20 protein-coding genes are annotated in these 19986 nt (G+C 33.2%); 11 read left to right on the forward strand and 9 right to left on the reverse strand.

The window, feature by feature from the left end; genetic code table 11:
• The first annotated feature begins 29 nt into the window (after positions 1-29).
• The 5 genes from DG435_RS21795 to DG435_RS21815 all read left to right on the forward strand — a co-directional run bounded on the left by DG435_RS21795 (position 30) and on the right by DG435_RS21815 (position 5055).
• Positions 30-467 (forward strand): hypothetical protein, encoded by a 438-nt coding sequence (locus tag DG435_RS21795; protein ID WP_159025670.1) that lies wholly within the window; start codon positions 30-32, stop codon positions 465-467.
• A 497-nt stretch (positions 468-964) separates the two neighbouring features.
• Positions 965-2224 (forward strand): hypothetical protein, encoded by a 1260-nt coding sequence (locus tag DG435_RS21800; RefSeq protein ID WP_106793814.1) that lies wholly within the window; start codon positions 965-967, stop codon positions 2222-2224.
• Between the two features lie 66 nt (positions 2225-2290).
• Positions 2291-2731, forward strand: coding sequence for a hypothetical protein (locus DG435_RS21805; RefSeq protein ID WP_159025671.1), 441 nt, complete (start codon positions 2291-2293; stop codon positions 2729-2731).
• Between the two features lie 120 nt (positions 2732-2851).
• Positions 2852-3490 (forward strand): LysE family transporter, encoded by a 639-nt coding sequence (locus DG435_RS21810; RefSeq protein ID WP_106793816.1) that lies wholly within the window; start codon positions 2852-2854, stop codon positions 3488-3490.
• 134 nt (positions 3491-3624) lie between these two features.
• The gene (locus tag DG435_RS21815) at positions 3625-5055 is read left to right on the forward strand and encodes an aspartate aminotransferase family protein (protein WP_106793817.1); all 1431 of its coding nucleotides are present in this window, start codon (positions 3625-3627) and stop codon (positions 5053-5055) included.
• Here DG435_RS21815 and DG435_RS21820 read toward each other — a convergent pair.
• Positions 5052-5846, reverse strand: coding sequence for a DUF2797 domain-containing protein (locus tag DG435_RS21820; RefSeq protein ID WP_106793818.1), 795 nt, complete (start codon positions 5844-5846; stop codon positions 5052-5054). The genes DG435_RS21815 and DG435_RS21820 overlap by 4 nt on opposite strands.
• A 144-nt stretch (positions 5847-5990) precedes the next feature.
• On the opposite strand from DG435_RS21820, the gene DG435_RS21825 reads away from it, so the two are divergent.
• Positions 5991-7523 (forward strand): GH3 auxin-responsive promoter family protein, encoded by a 1533-nt coding sequence (locus tag DG435_RS21825; protein ID WP_106793819.1) that lies wholly within the window; start codon positions 5991-5993, stop codon positions 7521-7523.
• A 244-nt stretch (positions 7524-7767) separates the two neighbouring features.
• The gene (locus DG435_RS21830; RefSeq protein ID WP_106793820.1) at positions 7768-8106 is read left to right on the forward strand and encodes a hypothetical protein; all 339 of its coding nucleotides are present in this window, start codon (positions 7768-7770) and stop codon (positions 8104-8106) included.
• 96 nt (positions 8107-8202) lie between these two features.
• Here DG435_RS21830 and clpX read toward each other — a convergent pair whose 3' ends face one another.
• The 8 genes from clpX to DG435_RS21870 form a co-directional block, all read right to left on the reverse strand.
• Positions 8203-9435: an ATP-dependent Clp protease ATP-binding subunit ClpX gene (clpX, locus tag DG435_RS21835; protein ID WP_106793821.1), complete on the reverse strand. Its 1233-nt coding sequence runs from the start codon at positions 9433-9435 to the stop codon at positions 8203-8205.
• Positions 9436-9530: 95 nt separating this feature from the next.
• Positions 9531-10205 carry an ATP-dependent Clp endopeptidase proteolytic subunit ClpP gene (gene clpP / locus DG435_RS21840; RefSeq protein ID WP_106793822.1) on the reverse strand — a complete coding sequence of 225 codons (675 nt, stop codon included), beginning with the start codon at positions 10203-10205 and terminating at the stop codon, positions 9531-9533.
• 101 nt (positions 10206-10306) lie between these two features.
• Complete coding sequence (gene tig / locus DG435_RS21845; RefSeq protein ID WP_106793823.1) at positions 10307-11629, reverse strand: trigger factor; 1323 nt, start codon at positions 11627-11629, stop codon at positions 10307-10309.
• Between the two features lie 96 nt (positions 11630-11725).
• Positions 11726-12073, reverse strand: a complete 348-nt coding sequence (locus DG435_RS21850; RefSeq protein ID WP_106793824.1) for a phage holin family protein — start codon at positions 12071-12073, stop codon at positions 11726-11728.
• Positions 12074-12163: 90 nt separating this feature from the next.
• Positions 12164-13756, reverse strand: a complete 1593-nt coding sequence (locus DG435_RS21855; protein WP_369872352.1) for a G-D-S-L family lipolytic protein — start codon at positions 13754-13756, stop codon at positions 12164-12166.
• A 5-nt stretch (positions 13757-13761) separates the two neighbouring features.
• The gene (locus DG435_RS21860; RefSeq protein ID WP_106793826.1) at positions 13762-15009 is read right to left on the reverse strand and encodes an OmpP1/FadL family transporter; all 1248 of its coding nucleotides are present in this window, start codon (positions 15007-15009) and stop codon (positions 13762-13764) included.
• A gap of 282 nt (positions 15010-15291) precedes the next feature.
• Positions 15292-16059 (reverse strand): alpha/beta fold hydrolase, encoded by a 768-nt coding sequence (locus tag DG435_RS21865; protein WP_106793827.1) that lies wholly within the window; start codon positions 16057-16059, stop codon positions 15292-15294.
• Positions 16060-16068: 9 nt separating this feature from the next.
• Complete coding sequence (locus DG435_RS21870) at positions 16069-16782, reverse strand: pyridoxine 5'-phosphate synthase (protein WP_106793828.1); 714 nt, start codon at positions 16780-16782, stop codon at positions 16069-16071.
• A 100-nt stretch (positions 16783-16882) separates the two neighbouring features.
• Between DG435_RS21870 and DG435_RS21875 the strand changes: the two genes are divergently transcribed.
• The 4 genes from DG435_RS21875 (at position 16883) to DG435_RS21890 (ending at position 19982) form a co-directional block, all read left to right on the forward strand.
• Positions 16883-17539, forward strand: coding sequence for a CBS domain-containing protein (locus tag DG435_RS21875; RefSeq protein ID WP_106793829.1), 657 nt, complete (start codon positions 16883-16885; stop codon positions 17537-17539).
• Between the two features lie 41 nt (positions 17540-17580).
• The gene (locus tag DG435_RS21880; protein WP_024771567.1) at positions 17581-18465 is read left to right on the forward strand and encodes an NAD kinase; all 885 of its coding nucleotides are present in this window, start codon (positions 17581-17583) and stop codon (positions 18463-18465) included.
• A gap of 99 nt (positions 18466-18564) precedes the next feature.
• Positions 18565-19242 (forward strand): DUF6089 family protein, encoded by a 678-nt coding sequence (locus tag DG435_RS21885; protein ID WP_106793830.1) that lies wholly within the window; start codon positions 18565-18567, stop codon positions 19240-19242.
• A 2-nt stretch (positions 19243-19244) separates the two neighbouring features.
• Positions 19245-19982, forward strand: a complete 738-nt coding sequence (locus DG435_RS21890) for an isoprenyl transferase (RefSeq protein ID WP_106793831.1) — start codon at positions 19245-19247, stop codon at positions 19980-19982.
• Positions 19983-19986: the final 4 nt, after the last annotated feature.

A 19986-nucleotide genomic window follows, 5' to 3' on the forward strand; every position in this document is an offset into this window, starting at 1 on the left:
GAATATATGCACTTAAAATCATCACAATAATGAAATTATTCAGTATCGCTTTCTTTGTCTTTTTTATCATGAACCTTAATTATGCTCAAACAAGAAAGAATGTTTTTTTTGAGCAAAAGGCACTAACCAAAAAATTCCATACTATAGATGAATTAGAAGACCTAAAAAAGGGTGAACTTGTTAAATTGTATACAGATCGTATTAATGAGATAATAACCGTTCTCCCCTATTTAGCTCTTACTAATGAAGCTGGTATTAAATTGTCTGATATTGGTATTAAAGAAAGCTCAGATCACTTAAAGTCACTTAATAAGCACCATACGATGACTACAGACATGATCGAAAGTAATGAAGGCTTAATTTCAGAATTTATCCCTTATGCAGATACAGAAAAGATTATTTGGGGTATTTTATATTTTGAAGAAGTAATTAAAAAAGTTAGAATAGGTGCTAATGGAAATTTTTAACCAAGTATATTAGTACATATTCCTATCCATATAATTAAATCGACTTGTTATTAACTAATAAGTCGATTTTTTTTACAAATAAACAGGTTTTCAAAACACTTTTTCACTTACAAATCACACATATCACATGTAATATGTCGTCATTTTCCGTTCTTAAATATCACATTCTAAGGAAAAACAGCGTACAAATAGCTCCCTAAAATAGGGGGAAACGCCCCTATTTTAACAAAAAAATGAATTTACCAAACAAAATTGTTTAATATTTACAAAAATCCAGTAAACATTCGTTAATTTTTTGATTATCAGCATGATAGAAAAATAGTTATGTAGGAATTTTACTCATAATATTTTACTAATTTAAGTTAAAATAACGACCAACGTACAAAGTCTACGGTAAACACGTAACCAATTTTGTTAAAACTCTTCTATCTTAGTAGTCCCAAAATCGGAGGAAAGAAATTTCTTCCAAAAAAAGTTTAACCCCAAAATAAACTATTATGAAAAAAAGATGTTCTCTATTAACAGCTTTTATCCTACTATTAACTTCTAATCTAGCTATTGCACAAGATTTTAATGAAAATAATGACAGATGGACCAAAGGATGGACAAACTTTACACCAAATAAAACTGACTATCCAGAAGCTGATGAGAAACTACCTAATATTATAATGGATCACACTTATTTAAGAAATGATATTGTTTATTCAATGTCTGGTGATGTATATGTAACGAATGGTGCATCTTTAACTATTCAAGAAGGAACAATTATACGATGTGATCATGAAAACCCTGCAAATCTTATTATTTCTAAAGGTTCAAAGTTAATTGCAGCAGGATCCAAAGCTTATCCTATTGTTTTTACCTCTAGCAAAGCTTCTAAATCCCGAAATAGTGGTGATTGGGGAGGTATAATTATTGCTGGATCAGGAAAAGTGAATACTGTTTCGGGTAACGGTATACTTGAAGGAGATTTCAACCCTCAGTATTCTGTTTATGGCGGAAATAACATAAATGAAGAAACAACAATACTAAGATATGTGAGAATCGAATTTTCTGGAAACAAAGAATCTAATGGATTATCTCTATATGGCTTAGGAACTTCTTCTATCGTAAAAGATATTATGGTAAGTTATTCTGGTCAGGATTCTTATAATATCCACGGAGGAAAAAATAATATTCAAAATCTGGTTTCGCTTAAGGCACAAGATGATGATTACCAAATTTCTGAAGGTTTTAGAGGAACAATTAAGAATGTTCTTGCTATAAGACACCCATACATTAACAGTCCACAGGGGTCATATGCTATCGAAATAGATGGATACAATAAAGAACTTGGATACATTAAACCAGATGCTATAACAGATGTTACTATTGCAAATGCAACTCTTGTTAATCTGTCTGACAAAACCAATTACCAACATACAACTGCAGCTATTTCTACATCTAATTCGGCAATAACATATATACATAATTCTAAAATATCTGGTTTCTCTGATGTTGTTAAGTTTGATAAATCATATACATCTTTAGCCGTTATACAAAAAGCATTTATGATGGATAATAGTTTTTTCAATATTCATGGTAAAGGTATAACCACTAGCAATGCGACAATTAACGGAGCCCTGGATATTCTAAAATACAATAGATTTACCGAAAGCTTTGTCGGTGTAAATGATTTGTTTAGTGATCCAAAAAGCTCTATTGTTCCTAAATTTCAATTAAAAAAATCATTAAACAATTATATGGTGATGCAATAATAAAATAGCTTGCTCTTGATTTTACTATACGAGATCAATCCAAATCAAATGTATATTACAAACACTATGTCAAAAATATTAACAAGCTTAATCTTCTTTCTTGCAGCAAGTACAATTCTTGCACAACAAGCAAATGAAGCCATATTCTTTACACAAAGGAGTCAGACTAATAAATTTCACACTATTAGTGACCTACAAGCCTTAAAGAAAGGGCAACTCGTAAAGTTATATCAAGATCGGGTCGAGGAAATCATAACCATACTCCCATTTCTATCACTTACCAATGAACCTGGTGTAAGACTAAGTGATATTGGCATTAAGGAAGATTCCCGACACCTCAAAATCCTCAGAAATAACAAGGAGTCTACACGAAAAAACTTAGAAGTCACCAAAGAAACGATAGAAGAGTTGGTTCCGTATGCTGATACAGAAAAAATTATCTGGACAATTCTTTACTATGAAGAAGTCATTAAAAAAATGAGAATAGGAGTTAACGGAAATTTTTAAAAAATTAAATTAGTAATGTGTTTAAATTATCATATTTACTTAGGGTTAGAAGCGACAGTTGTCGCTTCTATTTTTTTTATTTAATTGTAAGATTATCGGATTTATAACTACTAAGATTTTATGACATTATCTGTACTATATCTCTTATTAGGAACCGTTACGGCAGTAATAGGTGCACTTCCTCTTGGAGCTGTTAATCTGGCTGTTATTCATACCTCTGTAAAAGAGAATATTAAAAACGCATCCTACATAGCATTAGCTGCAGGGATTGGTGAAGTTTTACTAGCCCTTTTTGCGTTGCATTGCAGTATGGAATTATCCGATTTTTTTCAAGAAAATCAATGGATACAAATCGTGTTCATTATACTCTTCTTCTCTATTGGAATGTATTTCTTACTTTTCAAGAAGAAAATAAATACTAAACATAAATCCAACAAATTAAAACTATCCAATTCTAAATTCCTTACCGGCTTTTCTTTAGCAGTATTAAATCCTCCAGTAATTATTTACTGGGTTTTAGCCATTTCACTGGTGAACAAATATATTTTTAAACTCACAGTTCAAAATCCGCTCACCTCTCTTTTTCTTTTCTTTCTGGGAATCTACTTAGGAAAAATAGGAACATTATATTTTTATAGTCTATGGGGAAATAAAATCGCACAACAACCAGGGGATTCAAAAGCTAAGCTTTCTAGGATTATAGGTATAGTCTTGGTAGTTATTTCTATTTTCCAAGGTATCAATTTTTTGGCTGAATAAAGACGTAACCTATAGCAAAATACCATTTTTTGATCCATTTGTACAAGTAATTATCCATTAAGTGTTTTTATATTTGTTCGCAATTCTGATAAAATTATATTGCTGTGAAAAAAGACGATTTCAACTCTAAATTAATGTTGCCAAAAGAAGAAATGCAACGTTATGGGTATAAGATTATAGATCATATTGTAGATCATTTTGAGACTCAGAACTCAAAAAAACCTGTAACCATTGCTTCAAGAGAAGAGATGGACTCATTACTAACAGAAGATCTACCTGATCACCCCACTCCTGCAGATGAAATTCTGGATTTTGTAATGGATCAAGTCATTCCAAACAGTAGTATTGTATCTCACCCAAAATCATACTCTTTTGTACCTGGGCCAAGTAACTATATAAGTGCAATGGCTGATACTATTGCAACTGGTTTTAATATATTCTCTGGTGGTTGGGCAGCATCTCCAGCAGCAGCAGAATTAGAAATAGTAGTTATGAATTGGTTGCTTAAGATTTTTGGATTTCCAACAAAAAAGGGTGGAGGAATATTTACAAGTGGCGGTTCGATGGCAAATCTTACTGCATTGGTAACAGCCAGAAGGATAAAATGTGGGCAAGATTTTTCTAAAGCTATAATCTACTTATCAGATCAAGCTCACTCTTCAAATATAAAAGCAATCAAAGTAATTGGCTTTAAAAAAGAGCAGATCAGACTTATCCCTACTGATCTAGAATTTAAAGTTTCTTTAAACAAATTAAAAAATGTGATTGCCAAAGATCGTCTTGAAGGATATCAACCATTTTGCATAATTGCTTCTGCAGGTACTACCAATACAGGAACTGTAGATCCTATGGATGAAATTGCAAATATCTGTGAGGAAGAAAATTTATGGATGCATGTCGATGGAGCTTATGGAGGTGCGGCAATTTTAGCTGATAAAGGAAAAAAACTTTTAAAAGGTATCGAAAGAGCAGACTCATTAACTGTAGATCCACACAAGTGGTTTTTTCAACCTTATGAGATGGGTTGTTTATTGGTTAAAGATCATAACTGGTTAAGCGGTACATTTAGTGAGAAACCAGAATACTTAAGAGATATAGAAGGTAATGAGTCTGAAATTAATTTTTATGACCACGGTATTCAGTTAACTCGACGTTTTCGTGCATTAAAATTTTATATGTCATTGAAGACATTTGGCCTCGAATCTTTTAGAAAAGCCATACAATACAACATAGACCTTGCAGAACAGACCGAAGATATCTTACGAAAAAGCACATATTGGGAAATTACATCACCGGCGACATTAGCCATAATTAACTTTAGATATCATCCTATTGGTCATCAGCTTTCTGAAGAAGAATTAGATCGTATCAATCAGAATATTTCTAAAAAAATAGTCGATTCCAGAGAGGCAATACTGGTAACTACAGTTTTACAAGGTCAGATCGTACTTAGAATGTGCCTTATAAACCCAAGAACAACTATTGATGATATTCAAAGTACGTTACAACAATGTGAAATCTACGGAAAAGAAGAATTGGCTATAATTGCAAAAAAAACATGCTAGGTTATTGTTAAACTAACCACATATCCTTCGTTATTTCTCACATTAAAGACTGTATTATCTTCAAAAATAAGATATTGCCCTTTAATTCCTTTTAGCACACCAGAATATTCTGGTGTTTTCGTTAGGTTGAGGCTTTTTAATGCATTGGGATATTGAAGCACAGGAAAATGAAGTTGAGTTTCTTTTCCATTTTCAATAAAATACTCTTTTACCTCATCAGGGATAAAATCCTTTAGTTTCTCTTTAAAAGAGATCAGGTCTTCGTCTGTTATTTCATTCTTAAGCATGGTACGCCAATTTGTTTTATCAGCAACCTTTTCTTTTAAGGCCACCTCGGTAATACCTGCCAAATACCGATTAGGAACCTCTACAATTTCTATAGCCTCATGTGCTCCCTGATCTATCCACCTTGTAGGTACCTGGGATTTTCTGGTTACCCCCACCTTAACATTACTAGAATTAGCCAGATACACAATATGTGGTTGAAGCTGTGCCTTTTTCTCAAATTCTAAATCTCTATCTTCAATATCTAAATGTGCAGTACTTAATTCTGGGCGCATTACCCAATCTCCAACTTGAGGTTGGTTATAAAAGTCATCATAACAATATCCTTGTCTAAATATTTTTTTATTTTCACCACAGGCAAGACATTGATACCCTACAAATTCTATTCGTATTTTTTTATCCAATAACTGATTCATATGGATAAAATCGGATTCGAAAACCAAATAATATTGAATAGGGTCATTAATTTCTGTTTGCATTTTTGTTAGTACTCCCTGATATTGCATAAAATTTCGTTATATAATAATCTAATAAGAAGAATGTGATTATTTTTATTATTTTAGTTTCTAATTGACAACAACAAAAATAATGTATTCCAATTTTATATCAGAATTGGTGTACTTTATTTTTGCCTAAATATACATTAAAAAATGCCAATCCCATTAGTTAATTCTATAGCCAGCTGGTTCTTAAAAAAGCGTTTTCATCAAATGGAGCTTTTTCTTAAGTATCCTAATGAGGTTCAGCTTGAGTTGCTGCATGTGCTATTAGAAACAGCTAAGAATACAGAATTTGGGAAAAGCTATGATTTTGCAACCATAAGCAATTATGAAACTTTTAAAGAACGTGTACCTATACGATCTTATGAAGATTATGAATCGATAATCGAAAGAAGTCGTTTGGGAGAACACAATATTTTTTGGCCCACTCCTATCAAGTGGTTTGCAAAATCTAGCGGTACTACCAGTTCAAAAAGTAAATTTATCCCTGTTAGTGAAGAATCACTAGAAGATTGTCATTTTGCCGCTGGTAAAGATCTCTTATGCATGTATCTTAATAATAATGAGGAATCAAAACTCTTTACCGGCAAAAGCCTTAGATTAGGAGGTAGTAAAGAATTATATAAAGAAAACGGAACTTCTTTTGGAGATTTATCCGCAATAATCATAGATAACATGCCCTTTTGGGCAGAGTTTAGCTCTACTCCTAGCAACGAAGTGTCATTAATGAGTGATTGGGAGTATAAAATGAAAGCTATTGTTAATGAGACTATTCAGGAAAATGTAACTAGCTTAGCTGGTGTTCCTTCCTGGATGTTGGTTTTACTTAATCAAGTGTTAGAAATTACAGGAAATGAGAATATCTTCGAAATATGGAATAATCTCGAAGTGTATTTTCATGGTGGGGTAAGTTTTGAGCCATACAAAGATCAATACAGCAAAATTTTACCTAGAAACTCTTTTAAATATTATGAAATATATAATGCTTCTGAAGGCTTCTTTGCTATACAGGATCATAATAATTCTTCTGAGTTATTATTAATGTTAGATTATGGGATATTTTATGAATTCATACCCATGAATACATATGGTACCAAAACCGAAAAGGTGATCCCATTAAGCGAAGTAGAAGTTGGAAAAAATTATGCTATTATCATTACGACTAATGCTGGATTATGGCGTTATAAAATTGGAGATACTATTCGCTTTACCTCTATAGATCCATATAGAATTAAGGTATCAGGAAGAACCAAACATCACATTAATGTCTTTGGAGAAGAGCTTATTATCGAAAATGCAGAAGAAGCTCTTAGAAAGACAACCAAAACCACTAATAGTGAGATTGTAGATTACACCGTGGCTCCAATTTTCATGAAAGGACGAGAAAAAGGCGCACATGAGTGGATCATTGAATTTAAAAAACATCCTAAAGACATTAAAGAATTTATTCATATTCTAGACCAAAACCTGCAACAGGTAAATAGTGATTATGAAGCCAAAAGATACAACAATACAACTCTTAATATTCTTCATGTACGTATTGCAAGACAAAACCTATTCTATGATTGGCTGAAAAAGAATGACAAACTGGGAGGGCAACATAAAATCCCAAGGTTATCCAATGAACGAACCTATATTGAAGAATTAATTGCATTAAATAGTGTGGGTTCTTATTCTCCCTGATTAAGAAACAGTTAAGCCTATCTAAATCGGTCTTTTTTCCATAAAAACTTCAAATAAAAACATAAATAATTACGGTTAAACCGTAAAATAACTATGTAAGAATTGTCGTTTTTAACAAAATTATTAGTATTTCATCGTTCAAAAAAAGCGTTTGATCTAAAAAATATCAAATCATTTTTTAGGCTCTTATTTTCATATTAAATTTGTCCTCAGATAGTTATTAAATATACCAAAGCCCCAAAATATGAAAACTACGATATCTTGCATTACTTTATTATTTCTGGTTATAGGAATTAACGCACAAGAAATCAAAACCAAAAATCATATTACTAAAGCCAATGAAACGGCTACTGTAACTTCAAAGGAGACTACTACAAATATTTCTTCTTCAACTAGGGCTTTAAAAACAGAAAACACATTAGAAGAAGACACATGTTATAGTGAAATTTCTAAAGCAACATTTTACGAAGCTTTAATTCGTCAAAATGGTTTCGAAATACACCTTAACAACAGTGATCTCGTTTTAAAAAATACAGAAGATATTATTACTAATAATAAGGAACGAATATCATATTCAGAATAATTTATATCATCAACTAATCAACCAACAAAAAACACCTTTATAAATTTATAAAGGTGTTTTTTTTATATAAAAAGTTTTTCTATATTTTTCTTCTACTTAAGAGACTGCTTTTAGCTTTTTAATTGTAGATTTATTTAGCTTCTTTTCGGCATAATCTTTAGTTACTCTAAACTCTGTTTCTTCGCTTTCTGGCAGTTCGTACATTGCGTCTGTTAGAATTGCTTCACAAAGTGATCTAAGACCTCTTGCTCCTAATCTGTATTCCAGAGCTTTTTCTACAATGTACTCTAATGCACCATCAGTAATTGAAAAACCAATATTATCCATTTCAAACAACTTCTTATATTGCTTTATAATAGCATTTTTAGGAACTGTTAAAATAGACCTAAGGGTTTCTTCATCCAGAGGGTTCATATAAGAAAGCACAGGAAGTCTACCAATAATCTCAGGAATCAATCCAAAATCTTTTAAGTCTCTCGGAATAATATACTGCAGCAGATTATCTTTCTCTATAGCGTCTTCACTTTTAGAAGCACTATATCCAACCGCTTGCATATTTAATCGTTTCTGGATCATTTTTTCGATCCCATCAAAGGCACCACCTGCAATAAAAAGAATATTTTCGGTATCTACTTCGATAAATTTTTGATCTGGATGCTTACGTCCACCTTTTGGCGGAACATTTACTACAGTACCTTCTAGCAACTTAAGTAAAGCTTGTTGAACTCCTTCTCCAGAAACATCTCTGGTGATACTAGGATTGTCACTTTTACGAGCTATTTTATCAATCTCATCAATAAATACAATACCTCGCTGTGCTTTTTCAAGATTGTAATCTGCAGCCTGAAGTAATCGTGTAAGAATACTTTCTACATCTTCACCCACATAACCCGCTTCGGTAAGTACAGTTGCATCTACAATAGCCAATGGAACGTTAAGCATTTTGGCAATGGTCTTAGCCATTAATGTTTTACCCGTACCCGTTTGACCCACCATAATGATATTACTTTTTTGAATCTCAATATCATCTTCTGTCTGTGGTTGCAATAAGCGCTTATAATGATTATATACTGCAACAGACATTACTTTTTTTGTAAATTCCTGTCCTATTACATATTCATCCAAAAACTTCTTGATAGCCATAGGCTTTCGTAACATTAATTCGTTACTAAGCTCACCTGTTTCTTCATCTTTAGCTTCTTCTACTACAATTCCATGTGCCTGAACAATACACCTATCGCAAATATGGGCATCTAACCCTGCAATAAGCAAATTGGTTTCGGGCTTCTTTCTTCCGCAAAAAGAGCATTCTAAGTCTTCCTTAGCCATAGTTATTTAATTTCATTTTCATAAAAACTTCTCCTGTTTTCGTATATGCATACAAGTATAAGGGAAAAATCCCCTTATTAACAAGAAAAATCACATCATTCTCTAGTCAAAATCTCATCAATCATTCCATACTCCAGAGCTTTATCTGCTTTCATCCAATAATCTCTATCGCTATCCTCATAAACTTTATCGTAGGTTTGTCCGGAGTGTTTGGCAATAATTTTATATAATTCTTCTTTTAATATCAAAATCTCACGTGCAGTGATTTCTATATCACTTGCTTGTCCTTGAGCACCGCCCAATGGCTGATGAATCATTACGCGACTATGAGGTAATCCAGAACGTTTTCCTTTTTGCCCTGCACATAATAACACAGCTCCCATAGATGCAGCCATACCTGTACATATAGTAGCTACGTCTGGTTTGATAAATTGCATTGTATCATAAATACCAAGGCCTGCATAGACACTTCCTCCTGGAGAATTAATATAAATCTGAATATCTTTAGAAGAATCTACACTTTCGAGAAATAACAATTGAGCCTGAACAATATTAGCCACCTGATCATTAATCCCGGTTCCTAAAAATATAATACGATCCATCATTAACCTCGAAAAAACATCAAAAATAGCAATATTCATTTGACGTTCTTCTATGATATTAGGAGTCATCCCGGTTGGATACATACTACTAACGATCTGGCCATAATAATTGCTATTAATACCATGATGCTGTGTAGCGTATTTTTCGAATTCTTTTCCGTAATCCATATTTCTTTTTCTGAAATTTTTATTGATAAAAAGGGCGTTAACCTAAAGATAGTTTAACGCCCTAAATATAAGTATAATTCCTTAGTAAATTACAACATTAATTATTTGTAAACTTCTTTTATGAATTCATCAAAGCTAACCTCTTTTATCTTTAGCTTCGCATTTTCTTTATAATAATTAAGCAACTTTTTACTCATCAATTGCTCAGAGATTCTTTTAACCTCTTCTTGATTTGATAATATTCTTGCTGCAATATCCTCTAGCTCTTTATCTTCTGGAGAATTTTGCCCAAATTGAGCCATCTGACCTTTAATCAAATCTTTTGCAAAATCTTTTAATTCTTCAAAAGTTACCTGAAGGTTATTATCATTAATTATTTTACCTTCGATTAATTGATAACGTAATCCTTTTTCACTTTTTTCAAACTCATCCTTTGCTTCATCTTCTGTTAAAGGCTGCTCACCAGTTGCTCTAATCCATTTCTGTAAAAACTCATTAGGAAGGTCAAATTTAGTATTCTCTAAAACGTTTTCAGTAATAGCATTAAGCAATTGTTGTTCTGATTGTTGCTCGAACTGGCGTTCGGCATCTTCTTTTATTTTTTCTCTCAAATCAGTAACCGATTTTATAACACCAGCACCATATAGTTTATCAAACAACTCTTGATCTAAATCTGCAAGCTCCTGAGTATTTATTTCTGAAACTGTAAAGATTACTTCTATATTAAGATCATGTGCTTCATCATGATTTATTTTTAAAGCACTTATCAAATCATGATCATCGGCAAACAATCCTTTTGTTTTTAATTTGATAACATCACCTACCTTTGCTCCCATAAATTTATCAAGGTTCTTTTTACCTTTAATTTTATCTAGGGAAACAGTAAATGGATTATCAATTTCTTTTTCTTCATTAGCAAAAGAACCAGCTACCAAATCATCTTCCTCTACAGTATCTTTAGGTATTAGTTTACCATATTGCTTTTGGATAGTTTTGATCTGATTATCGATCATCTCATCGTTTGCTACAATTTTGTAGTGAGTGATAGCTTTTTTACCATTAAGCTTCACTTCGAATTTTGGAGCTAATCCAAGTTCGAATTCGAAAGAGTAATTATCAGTATCCCAGTCAAAATTATCCTGCTCCTTAGGCAAAGGATTTCCTAATACATCAAGTTTTTCCTCTGTAAGATATTTATTTAATGCATCTTGTAACAGCTTATTTACCTCATCTACCAAAACTGCTTTTCCATATTGTTTTTTAACAAGTCCCATAGGAACGTGACCTTTTCTAAAACCAGGAATGTTAGCATTTTTACGATAATCACTAAGGATTTTTTCAACCTTATCACTATAGTCTTCTTTAGCGATATCTACGGTTACCACTGCATTTAATTCGTCTAATTGCTCTTTTGAAATATTCATTATCTCTACGTTTACTACTAAAAATTGGCTTGCAAAAGTAATACTTTTTTACATCACAACAAACTTTTAACTCCTTGAAAAACAGTAAGCGTTACATTAATTCTTGTCTTTCTTCAAAATAGAATGTAGTATTGATTGAAACACAGATAACAAGACACTAAAGATCAGTGCCCACAACCATCCATTTACACTAAAACCTGCTATAAAATAATCTGCCAATAAAATAATTGCTGCATTAATAACTAAAAGAAACAATCCTAAAGTAAGTATTGTAGCTGGTAGCGTTAAAATAACCAGTAAAGGCTTTACAATTGTATTTAAAATTGCCAAAACGGCTGCAACTATCAATGCACTAACATAGTTATCGACTCCTACTCCTGGCAGGATCTTGGCTAGAAGAAGCACTGCTAATGCATTTAAAATAAGTTTAAGTATAAAATTCATACCTCAAATATAAACTTTATCTCATTCAATAAAAAAGCCTGCTGAAAAAAAACAGCAGGCTTTTATCTAAACATTGTTTAGTATATTTTCTTAATTAACATCATTATTTAAGGTAATAGTACCATAATCCGCAGGATTAACCCTTGGCAAATTAGCCCCATAAGTAGCTTTGATAGCATCCAATACCCCATTTGTTATCAGAGCATGAGCTCTTGGTGTTGGGTGCACCCCATCTAATGAGAACCCTCCTCCTGTAACAAATTCTGATGTAATCGCTCCTCCATCAATAGGAATACCTCCATTTGCTGCTTGCGCCAAATCGGCTGCTGCATCATAAAATGCCAACCCTTTTGCTGTCGCAAGACCTGCAATAGTAGCATTAAATCCTGTACGAGCATTTTCTATAGCCGTTTGTTCTGCAGGTGTTAACACATACTTATCCTCTAAAGGAAAACTAACACCATTAACTGCTAATTGTCCGGCTTCTTCCTGAGACAAACCTAAACCAACTAATTCTGCAAACCTGGCTTCATTAAGTTTCCCTATAATACTTGAACTGGTAAGCACTAACAAATCATCTGCAGTAGCTTGTCTTGCCTGACCGTACTGCGCTCCAAAAAGAGCTGCTTTTAATGCTCCAAATGTAGGAGTCAAAGCCGCAGTCAATTGTGCCGTTTTATCATCGAGTGATTCATCTTTAATTACCACAGCACTTGCTCCAGTAGCAGAAAATTCTATTGCTCTTTCTGGAACACCAATACCTGCAAATGCAAGGTTTAATCCTGCATAGGTTGCATTAAGTGTTGGTATTTGCGGTCCGAAATCAGGATTTAAAGGACTTAATGGTGCATAAGGAACAGTTGTAAAAAATGGTATAGAAGTTACACTTGGTAAATTCAACAACACTCCTTTAGCTCCTTTTGCAGTAAGCGCATCAATTAATTGACTATATACCCCTGCAAATACAGTAGTATTTGTAATATCATTTGAACCATATGAAGTTGGATCAAGATTAGGCACTTCATTATTATCTGCTCCTACACCGCCAGAAGTAGCATAGCTAAGTATGTCATTATTTCCGATCCATAAACTAAAGAAGGTAGGATTCTGTGCTACAGCATCTCCTATCACCGTTGCCGTTGTAGAAGAAGCAAATCTTGCATAGTAAGGATTTGCCAAACCACCTGCTACCCCAGCTACATTACCATATCCTGGTGCAGCCAAATGAAAACTTTTTGCTCCTGGAACTCCCATATTATTAAAAGAACCATCTAAACTACTAGTTATCTCTGTAGTAGGTGCAGCTCCTGTATATACAGAAGGTCCTACAGGGTTACCATCTGCATCAAAAACTAACACAAATCTATTGTCTAAAATCTGAGTTCCTCCTAGTAATGCTCCTCCTGTATTATCCGACATTAATGGTTGTGTAAAATCACCACCACCTGCAAATGCAAATTGCTTGGATACTATATTAGGATATGAATTTTCTTGTCCTGTTATATATAATGCTCCGTCCGCAAAACCAGCCGTAAGTGAGTTCCCTAATGCTACATAAGTACTAAAATCAGCTTCTCCACTTGTATACGTTCCTGCTTCATCAATAGGATTATCAAATTCTGGTTCACATGCTATTATTCCTAATGCAAGAATTGCTAAGTATTTTATATTTTTCCTCATCATCTTTATTACATTTTATAAGTTAAACCAAGTCCAGGAGCAAATGCGCTGGATTTATATGTTCCTCCAAAAGATTCTCTACCACCTGTCGAGTTTGTACCAAAATCATAAGAAGCATCTACTTCTTCAAATCTTAAATAAAAGAATGAAGCGTCAATAGCTAACTTAGGTGTTACAGCAAAACTCAAACCACCAGTAAACCCATCAGAGTCATTACGAGGAGTTTCTGGAGCGAAATAGCCTGGTTGCACCGGAGTTTCATCACGATAATACCCTGCTCTTAAGGTAATTTTATCAGTCGCCTGATACTGTAATCCAAGTCGGTATACTGAAGAATTTTTATAATTACGTGGGTTTACTGAATTAGAACCATTACCAAAAGTAAGGTCCAATGATTTATACACATCCCAGAATTGTCTGTTATAATCAAATGCAAATACCCATTTCTCATATTCGTATGACAGTCCTATAGTAAGCTCTGCTGGTAATGGCAATTCTGCATTAAAAGTTGTAGTTCCATTAGCTGGTGTAGCAGGAGAATTTGGAAAATTCGAAAAAGTAGCTTCTCCCCCTTCAACTTCCATAATAATCTCACTACGGTAGTTAAATCCTATATGAAAATCTTCGGTAGGATTAAACATTGCACCTATACTCCATCCCCAATTAGTAACTCCAGAATCATCAACCGTAATATTGGAACGGTTACCTTCTAAATCGGTTGTTGTTCTACTAGCATTACGATTAAAATTCACAGAACCGGTAACATAAATTGGCCCACCTCCAATACTAAAATGATCAGAAATCTTAAATGATACTACTGGCTGTATATAGATTGCCGCTAATTCAATATTATTAACCAAATGAGAACCTGCCCAATCAGTCGGCCATTCTACTTCGCTACCAAAAGGAGTATATACCCCCAAACCAATAGACATCCAATCATTTACCTTATAAGAACCGTATAAACTAAGAGGAGTACCTACAGAACTATCAGTTTCTGAAGAGGTACCTAATCCTTGGTTTTGATATATTACATTCGTAAAGATACCACTTGCACCAACACTTACGTTTAATTTATTTTCTAAGTACACAAGACCCGCAGGATTAAAGAATACCAATTCTGCACTATTCACCACCGCTACTCCAGTATGCCCCATGGCAACAGCTCTTTGTCCTTGCACACTAACTCTATATCCGCCTGCATACGTAACCAAGGTTACCGAGACGAACAGAATAAATAATAAAAGTTTTCTCATAATTAATTAGTATTGTTTGTTATGTTTAGAATGAACTTGTCTACTTTTTTGTTTGTAAGTGAAAAATTTTGACAGTTAATCTAGAATAAAAGATTTCCTGAGAGTATCACCAAGCCATATTATGGTAAAGACACAAAAACTTAGAGGCCAAAATGTAAAATTCGTAGGTAAACAAAAAGTTTATATAAGTTCTATATTAAAATTTGATTTTCCAAATTTAATAGAAAATACTAATTATCCAACGAAATCATCAAAATATTATGCATACATAGCATTTTTTCTCTATTTTTTGATGAATTCTAACACTTCTTCCAAAAAATTAGTTGGGTTTTCGGCATGTAACCAGTGGCCAGCGTTTGAAATTTCCCCGATTATCGAATTAGGGAATTGTTTTTTTATTCTGGTTTCATCTTCATCCAGAATATAATTAGATCTTTCTCCTTTAAGAAAAAGAGTATACCCAGAATAGGTATATTGTTCAGGAAGTTCTACTCCTATTTCATGAGCATTTTCAATCAATGCTTTTAAATTTATTCGCAATCCAAGTACTCCTTTATCTATCCAGTACAAGTTTTTAAGAAGAAACATTCTTACTCCTGCATCAGGCACATACGTGCTTAACTCCTGATCCACTTCTCCTCTGGATTTTAAAATCTCAAAATCTAAAGCACTTAACCCATCCAAAATATCCTGATGATGCAACGGATAATATTTTGGTCCTATATCAGCTATAATTAGATGGTCAATCAAATCAGGATATTTTGATGCAAAAAGCATTACCGTCTTCCCTCCCATAGAGTGTCCCAAAACATTACAGTTTTGCAAATGATGTTCTTCACAATACGTTGCTAAATCATCTGCAAGTATGTCATAACTAAACTCATTACTATGAGGGCTTCTACCATGGTTTCGTTGATCTACCAAATGAACCTGAAATCCTTGTTCAGAGATTTTCTTTCCAAGTGTTTTCCAATTATCTCCCATCCCTAAAAATCCATGAAGGATTATAAAAGGTTGCCCTTTGCCAAAAACGTTTGCATGTAACTTCATATCTACAATTTATTTTAATCGATGTAAATACATATTAACTACATTTTCTAATCCCAGATATATAGATTCACTTATTAAAGCATGCCCAATAGAAACTTCAAGAAGTCCAGGAATATTTTCTTTAAAAAATTTGATATTATCTAAAGAGAGGTCATGACCTGCATTCACCCCAATCCCAAGGTCTATTGCTTGTTGAGCACAAACCGTGTAAGGTTGTATCGCTTTCAAATTTCCTTTAGCATATTCTGAAGCAAATTCTTCGGTATACAATTCAATTCTATCCGCTCCCGTAATTGCAGCTCCCTCTATTATCTCAGAAACGGGATCTACAAATATTGAGGTTCTAATATCATTACGTTTAAACTCAGATATTACTTCTTTCAAAAAACTTTCGTGTTTTTTTGTATCCCAGCCCGCATTACTTGTTATAGCATCCACTGCATCAGGCACCAAAGTAACCTGTGTTGGTTTAACAGCCAATACTAACTCTATAAACTTAGGGATTGGGTTTCCTTCTATATTATATTCTGTATTTACAATTGGCTTCAGATCATACGCATCCTGATATCGTATATGCCTCTCATCTGGTCTTGGATGTATCGTAATTCCTTCCCCTCCAAAATGCTGAATATCGGTAGCTACTTGTATTAAATTCGGAGTATTTCCTCCTCTTGAATTACGTAAAGTTGCAATTTTATTAACGTTAACACTTAACTTTGTCATGGTTTTTGATGTCTTTTACTAAAAAAGCAAAAATACAAAGTTGAGAACGCCTTGATTGTATATTTTTTGATTATTTTGCATAATATAGCCCCCAAAAGTTATGAAAACGAATTTATACATAGTTAATGAAATAGAACCTCTTGATGTATCTGTCAAAGTAACAGAGGCACAATTGCTATTCAATGAACTTACTTACACCCATTTTCCAGTTATAAAACAGAATATATATCTAGGATGTATCTCTGAAGCAGATATCCGATGTTTTGAAACCGACAAAACTTTGGATACATATCAATACGCCCTTGAAGGGTTTTATGTAAGGAAAGATGATAACTGGTTGGATATTCTAGAATCTTTTGCACAAAATAATTCTAATATTATGCCAGTACTTGACGACAACAATAGTTATTTAGGCTTTTTTGAACTTGGAGATATTATAAACCTTTTTAATGAAACCCCGTTTCTTAGCGAACCTGGTAATATTTTAATAGTAGAAAAAGGTGTTTTGGATTATTCTTTTAGTGAAATTTCACAAATTGTAGAATCAAATAATGCCAAGGTGTTGGGGTTATTTATATCTAATATGGAAAATGATGTTGCACAGATCACATTAAAAATTAGTGATAGTGACATTAACAATATTGTACAAACGTTTAGAAGATATAGCTATAATATTGTTTCAAAACATCAAGATGATACATTTTTGACAAACCTTAAAGAAAGATCCCAATATTTAGCAAAATACCTTAATATTTAAAACAGTTTACCTAATCAAATACTAACACAAATCAAATTATAATGAAGATCGGTATATACGGCCAGTTCTATCATAAAAATTCGGGAATCTACATCCAACAGTTATTAGAAACTCTTGACAAAAATGGTGTAGAAGTTGTAATTGAGAAAAATTTTCTCGAATTGATAAATCTTCATGATGAAATAGATAAAACATATTCTCATTTTAGCACTTTTGAGGAATTGGATACATCTTATGATCTTTTTTTTAGTATTGGAGGAGATGGTACTATTCTCAAAACGATTACCTATGTTCGAGATTTAGGAATCCCTATTGCGGGTATCAACACTGGAAGACTAGGTTTTTTGGCAACCATTCAAAAAGAAGAAATTAAAGATACTATAGCACTCATCCTTGACAAAAAATTTTATATTTCTTCAAGAAGTCTCGTAACGATAGAAACTTTACCAGCAACTGAAGAATTCGGAGTATTAAATTTTGCCATGAATGAGATCGCAGTAAGCCGAAGAAATACAACCTCTATGATTACTGTACACACAAGTCTTAACAATGAATTCCTTACTTCATATTGGGCAGATGGCTTAATTGTTTCTACCCCTACCGGCTCTACAGGATATTCATTAAGTTGCGGTGGCCCGGTAATGATGCCTGATGCAGAAAGCATGGTACTCACTCCTATTGCTCCACATAACCTTAATGCAAGACCTCTTGTTATACCAGATAGTCAAGAAATCAAATTACAAGTTTCCGGAAGAGAAGACACCTATTTAATTTCTTTAGACTCTAGAATACATACACTCCCAAATGAAGCTACAGTAGTTATTAAAAAAGCTCCTTTCAAAATCAACATGGTAGTTCTTCAAGATGATAGTTTTCTAAAAACGTTGCGTAAAAAGATGCTTTGGGGGGAAGATAAACGCAATTGAACAATAAAATGTACTAAAAAGTGTTTTTTATTCATACTATTTTACTCAAATTCTTGTGTACTAAAGTTAATTGTTATATTTGCAAACTTTTGAAAATCTATGAGATACTTAGCATCACTTATAATTGTTGTATTTTTTATACAACCAATCGCATCACAAACTTACGAGGTAGGTTTGATGGCTGGAGGAGCTAACTATATAGGAGATGTAGGATCTACATACTATATTTCACCTAATAATGTTGCTTTTGGAGCTATCGGAAAATGGAATCGAAGTAAACGACATGCTTTTAGAGCTTCATTTTTATATGCTAAACTCAATGCTAATGACGATAAAGGAGATGACAGAAGAAAACAAAGAGGATTAAGTTTTAGCAATTCTGTAAAAGAAATATCGCTAGGAATGGAATTTAATTTCTGGGATTGGTATCTTTACGACGGAGGATCCCAATTTACCCCTTATCTATATACAGGAATCACCACATTTAATTATGGTGCATTAGCTGTTGATGCGAATAATCAAATCGACGCATATGCTGATAAATGGAGTTTCGCAATCCCTATGGTTTTAGGGATTAAAAAAACATTAGGTAAAAATTTTGTATTTGGCGCAGAAATAGGTGCTCGATACACGTTTACTGATAACCTTGATGGCAGTAATCCTGATGATAGATTTGGAACAGGATTTGGTAATTTAAATAACAATGACTGGTATGTATTTACAGGTATAACACTATCGTATACCTGGGGTAGAATACCGTGTTTTTGTGCTTTCTAAAAATGATTGATAAAAAACAATTAAACACTAATATCCCACAGCACGTTGCCATTATTATGGATGGTAATGGGCGATGGGCAAAAAAGAAAGGTCTATTTAGAGCCGTTGGTCACGAAAACGGAACTAAAGCTGTTAAAGAAGCTGTAGAAAGCAGTGCCGAGATAGGCATTAAGTATCTTACACTTTATGCTTTTTCTACAGAAAACTGGAATAGACCAAAACTTGAAGTAGACACCTTAATGAAACTTTTGGTAAACTCCTTAAAAAAGGAAATCAAAACACTTCAAGACAATAATATTAAACTTAATGCTATTGGAAATTTGCAGTCGCTTCCCAAAAAAGCAAGAGTAGAACTTTTAGAAGTTATCGAAAAGACCAAATCCAATACACATATGACACTTACTCTGGCTCTGAGCTATGGAAGCAGAGAAGAGCTTATAAAAACTATCCAAGAAATAAGTATTAAAGTTAAAAATGGTGTAATTTCGCCACATCTTATAAATGAATCAGTCATTAATGAGCATTTGTACACAAAAGACCTGCCTGATGTGGACTTATTGATACGTACCAGTGGGGAACAACGTATTAGTAATTTTTTACTATGGCAAATTGCGTATGCAGAATTATATTTTACAGAAATTTTATGGCCAGACTTTAAAAAAGCCGATTTATTCGAGGCCATATTCAATTATCAAAAAAGAGAAAGAAGATTTGGAAAAACTAGTGAGCAGCTCAGTTAAAGAA

The sequence above is a fragment of the Aquimarina sp. Aq78 genome (assembly GCF_900299525.1).
Lineage (GTDB): Bacteria > Bacteroidota > Bacteroidia > Flavobacteriales > Flavobacteriaceae > Aquimarina.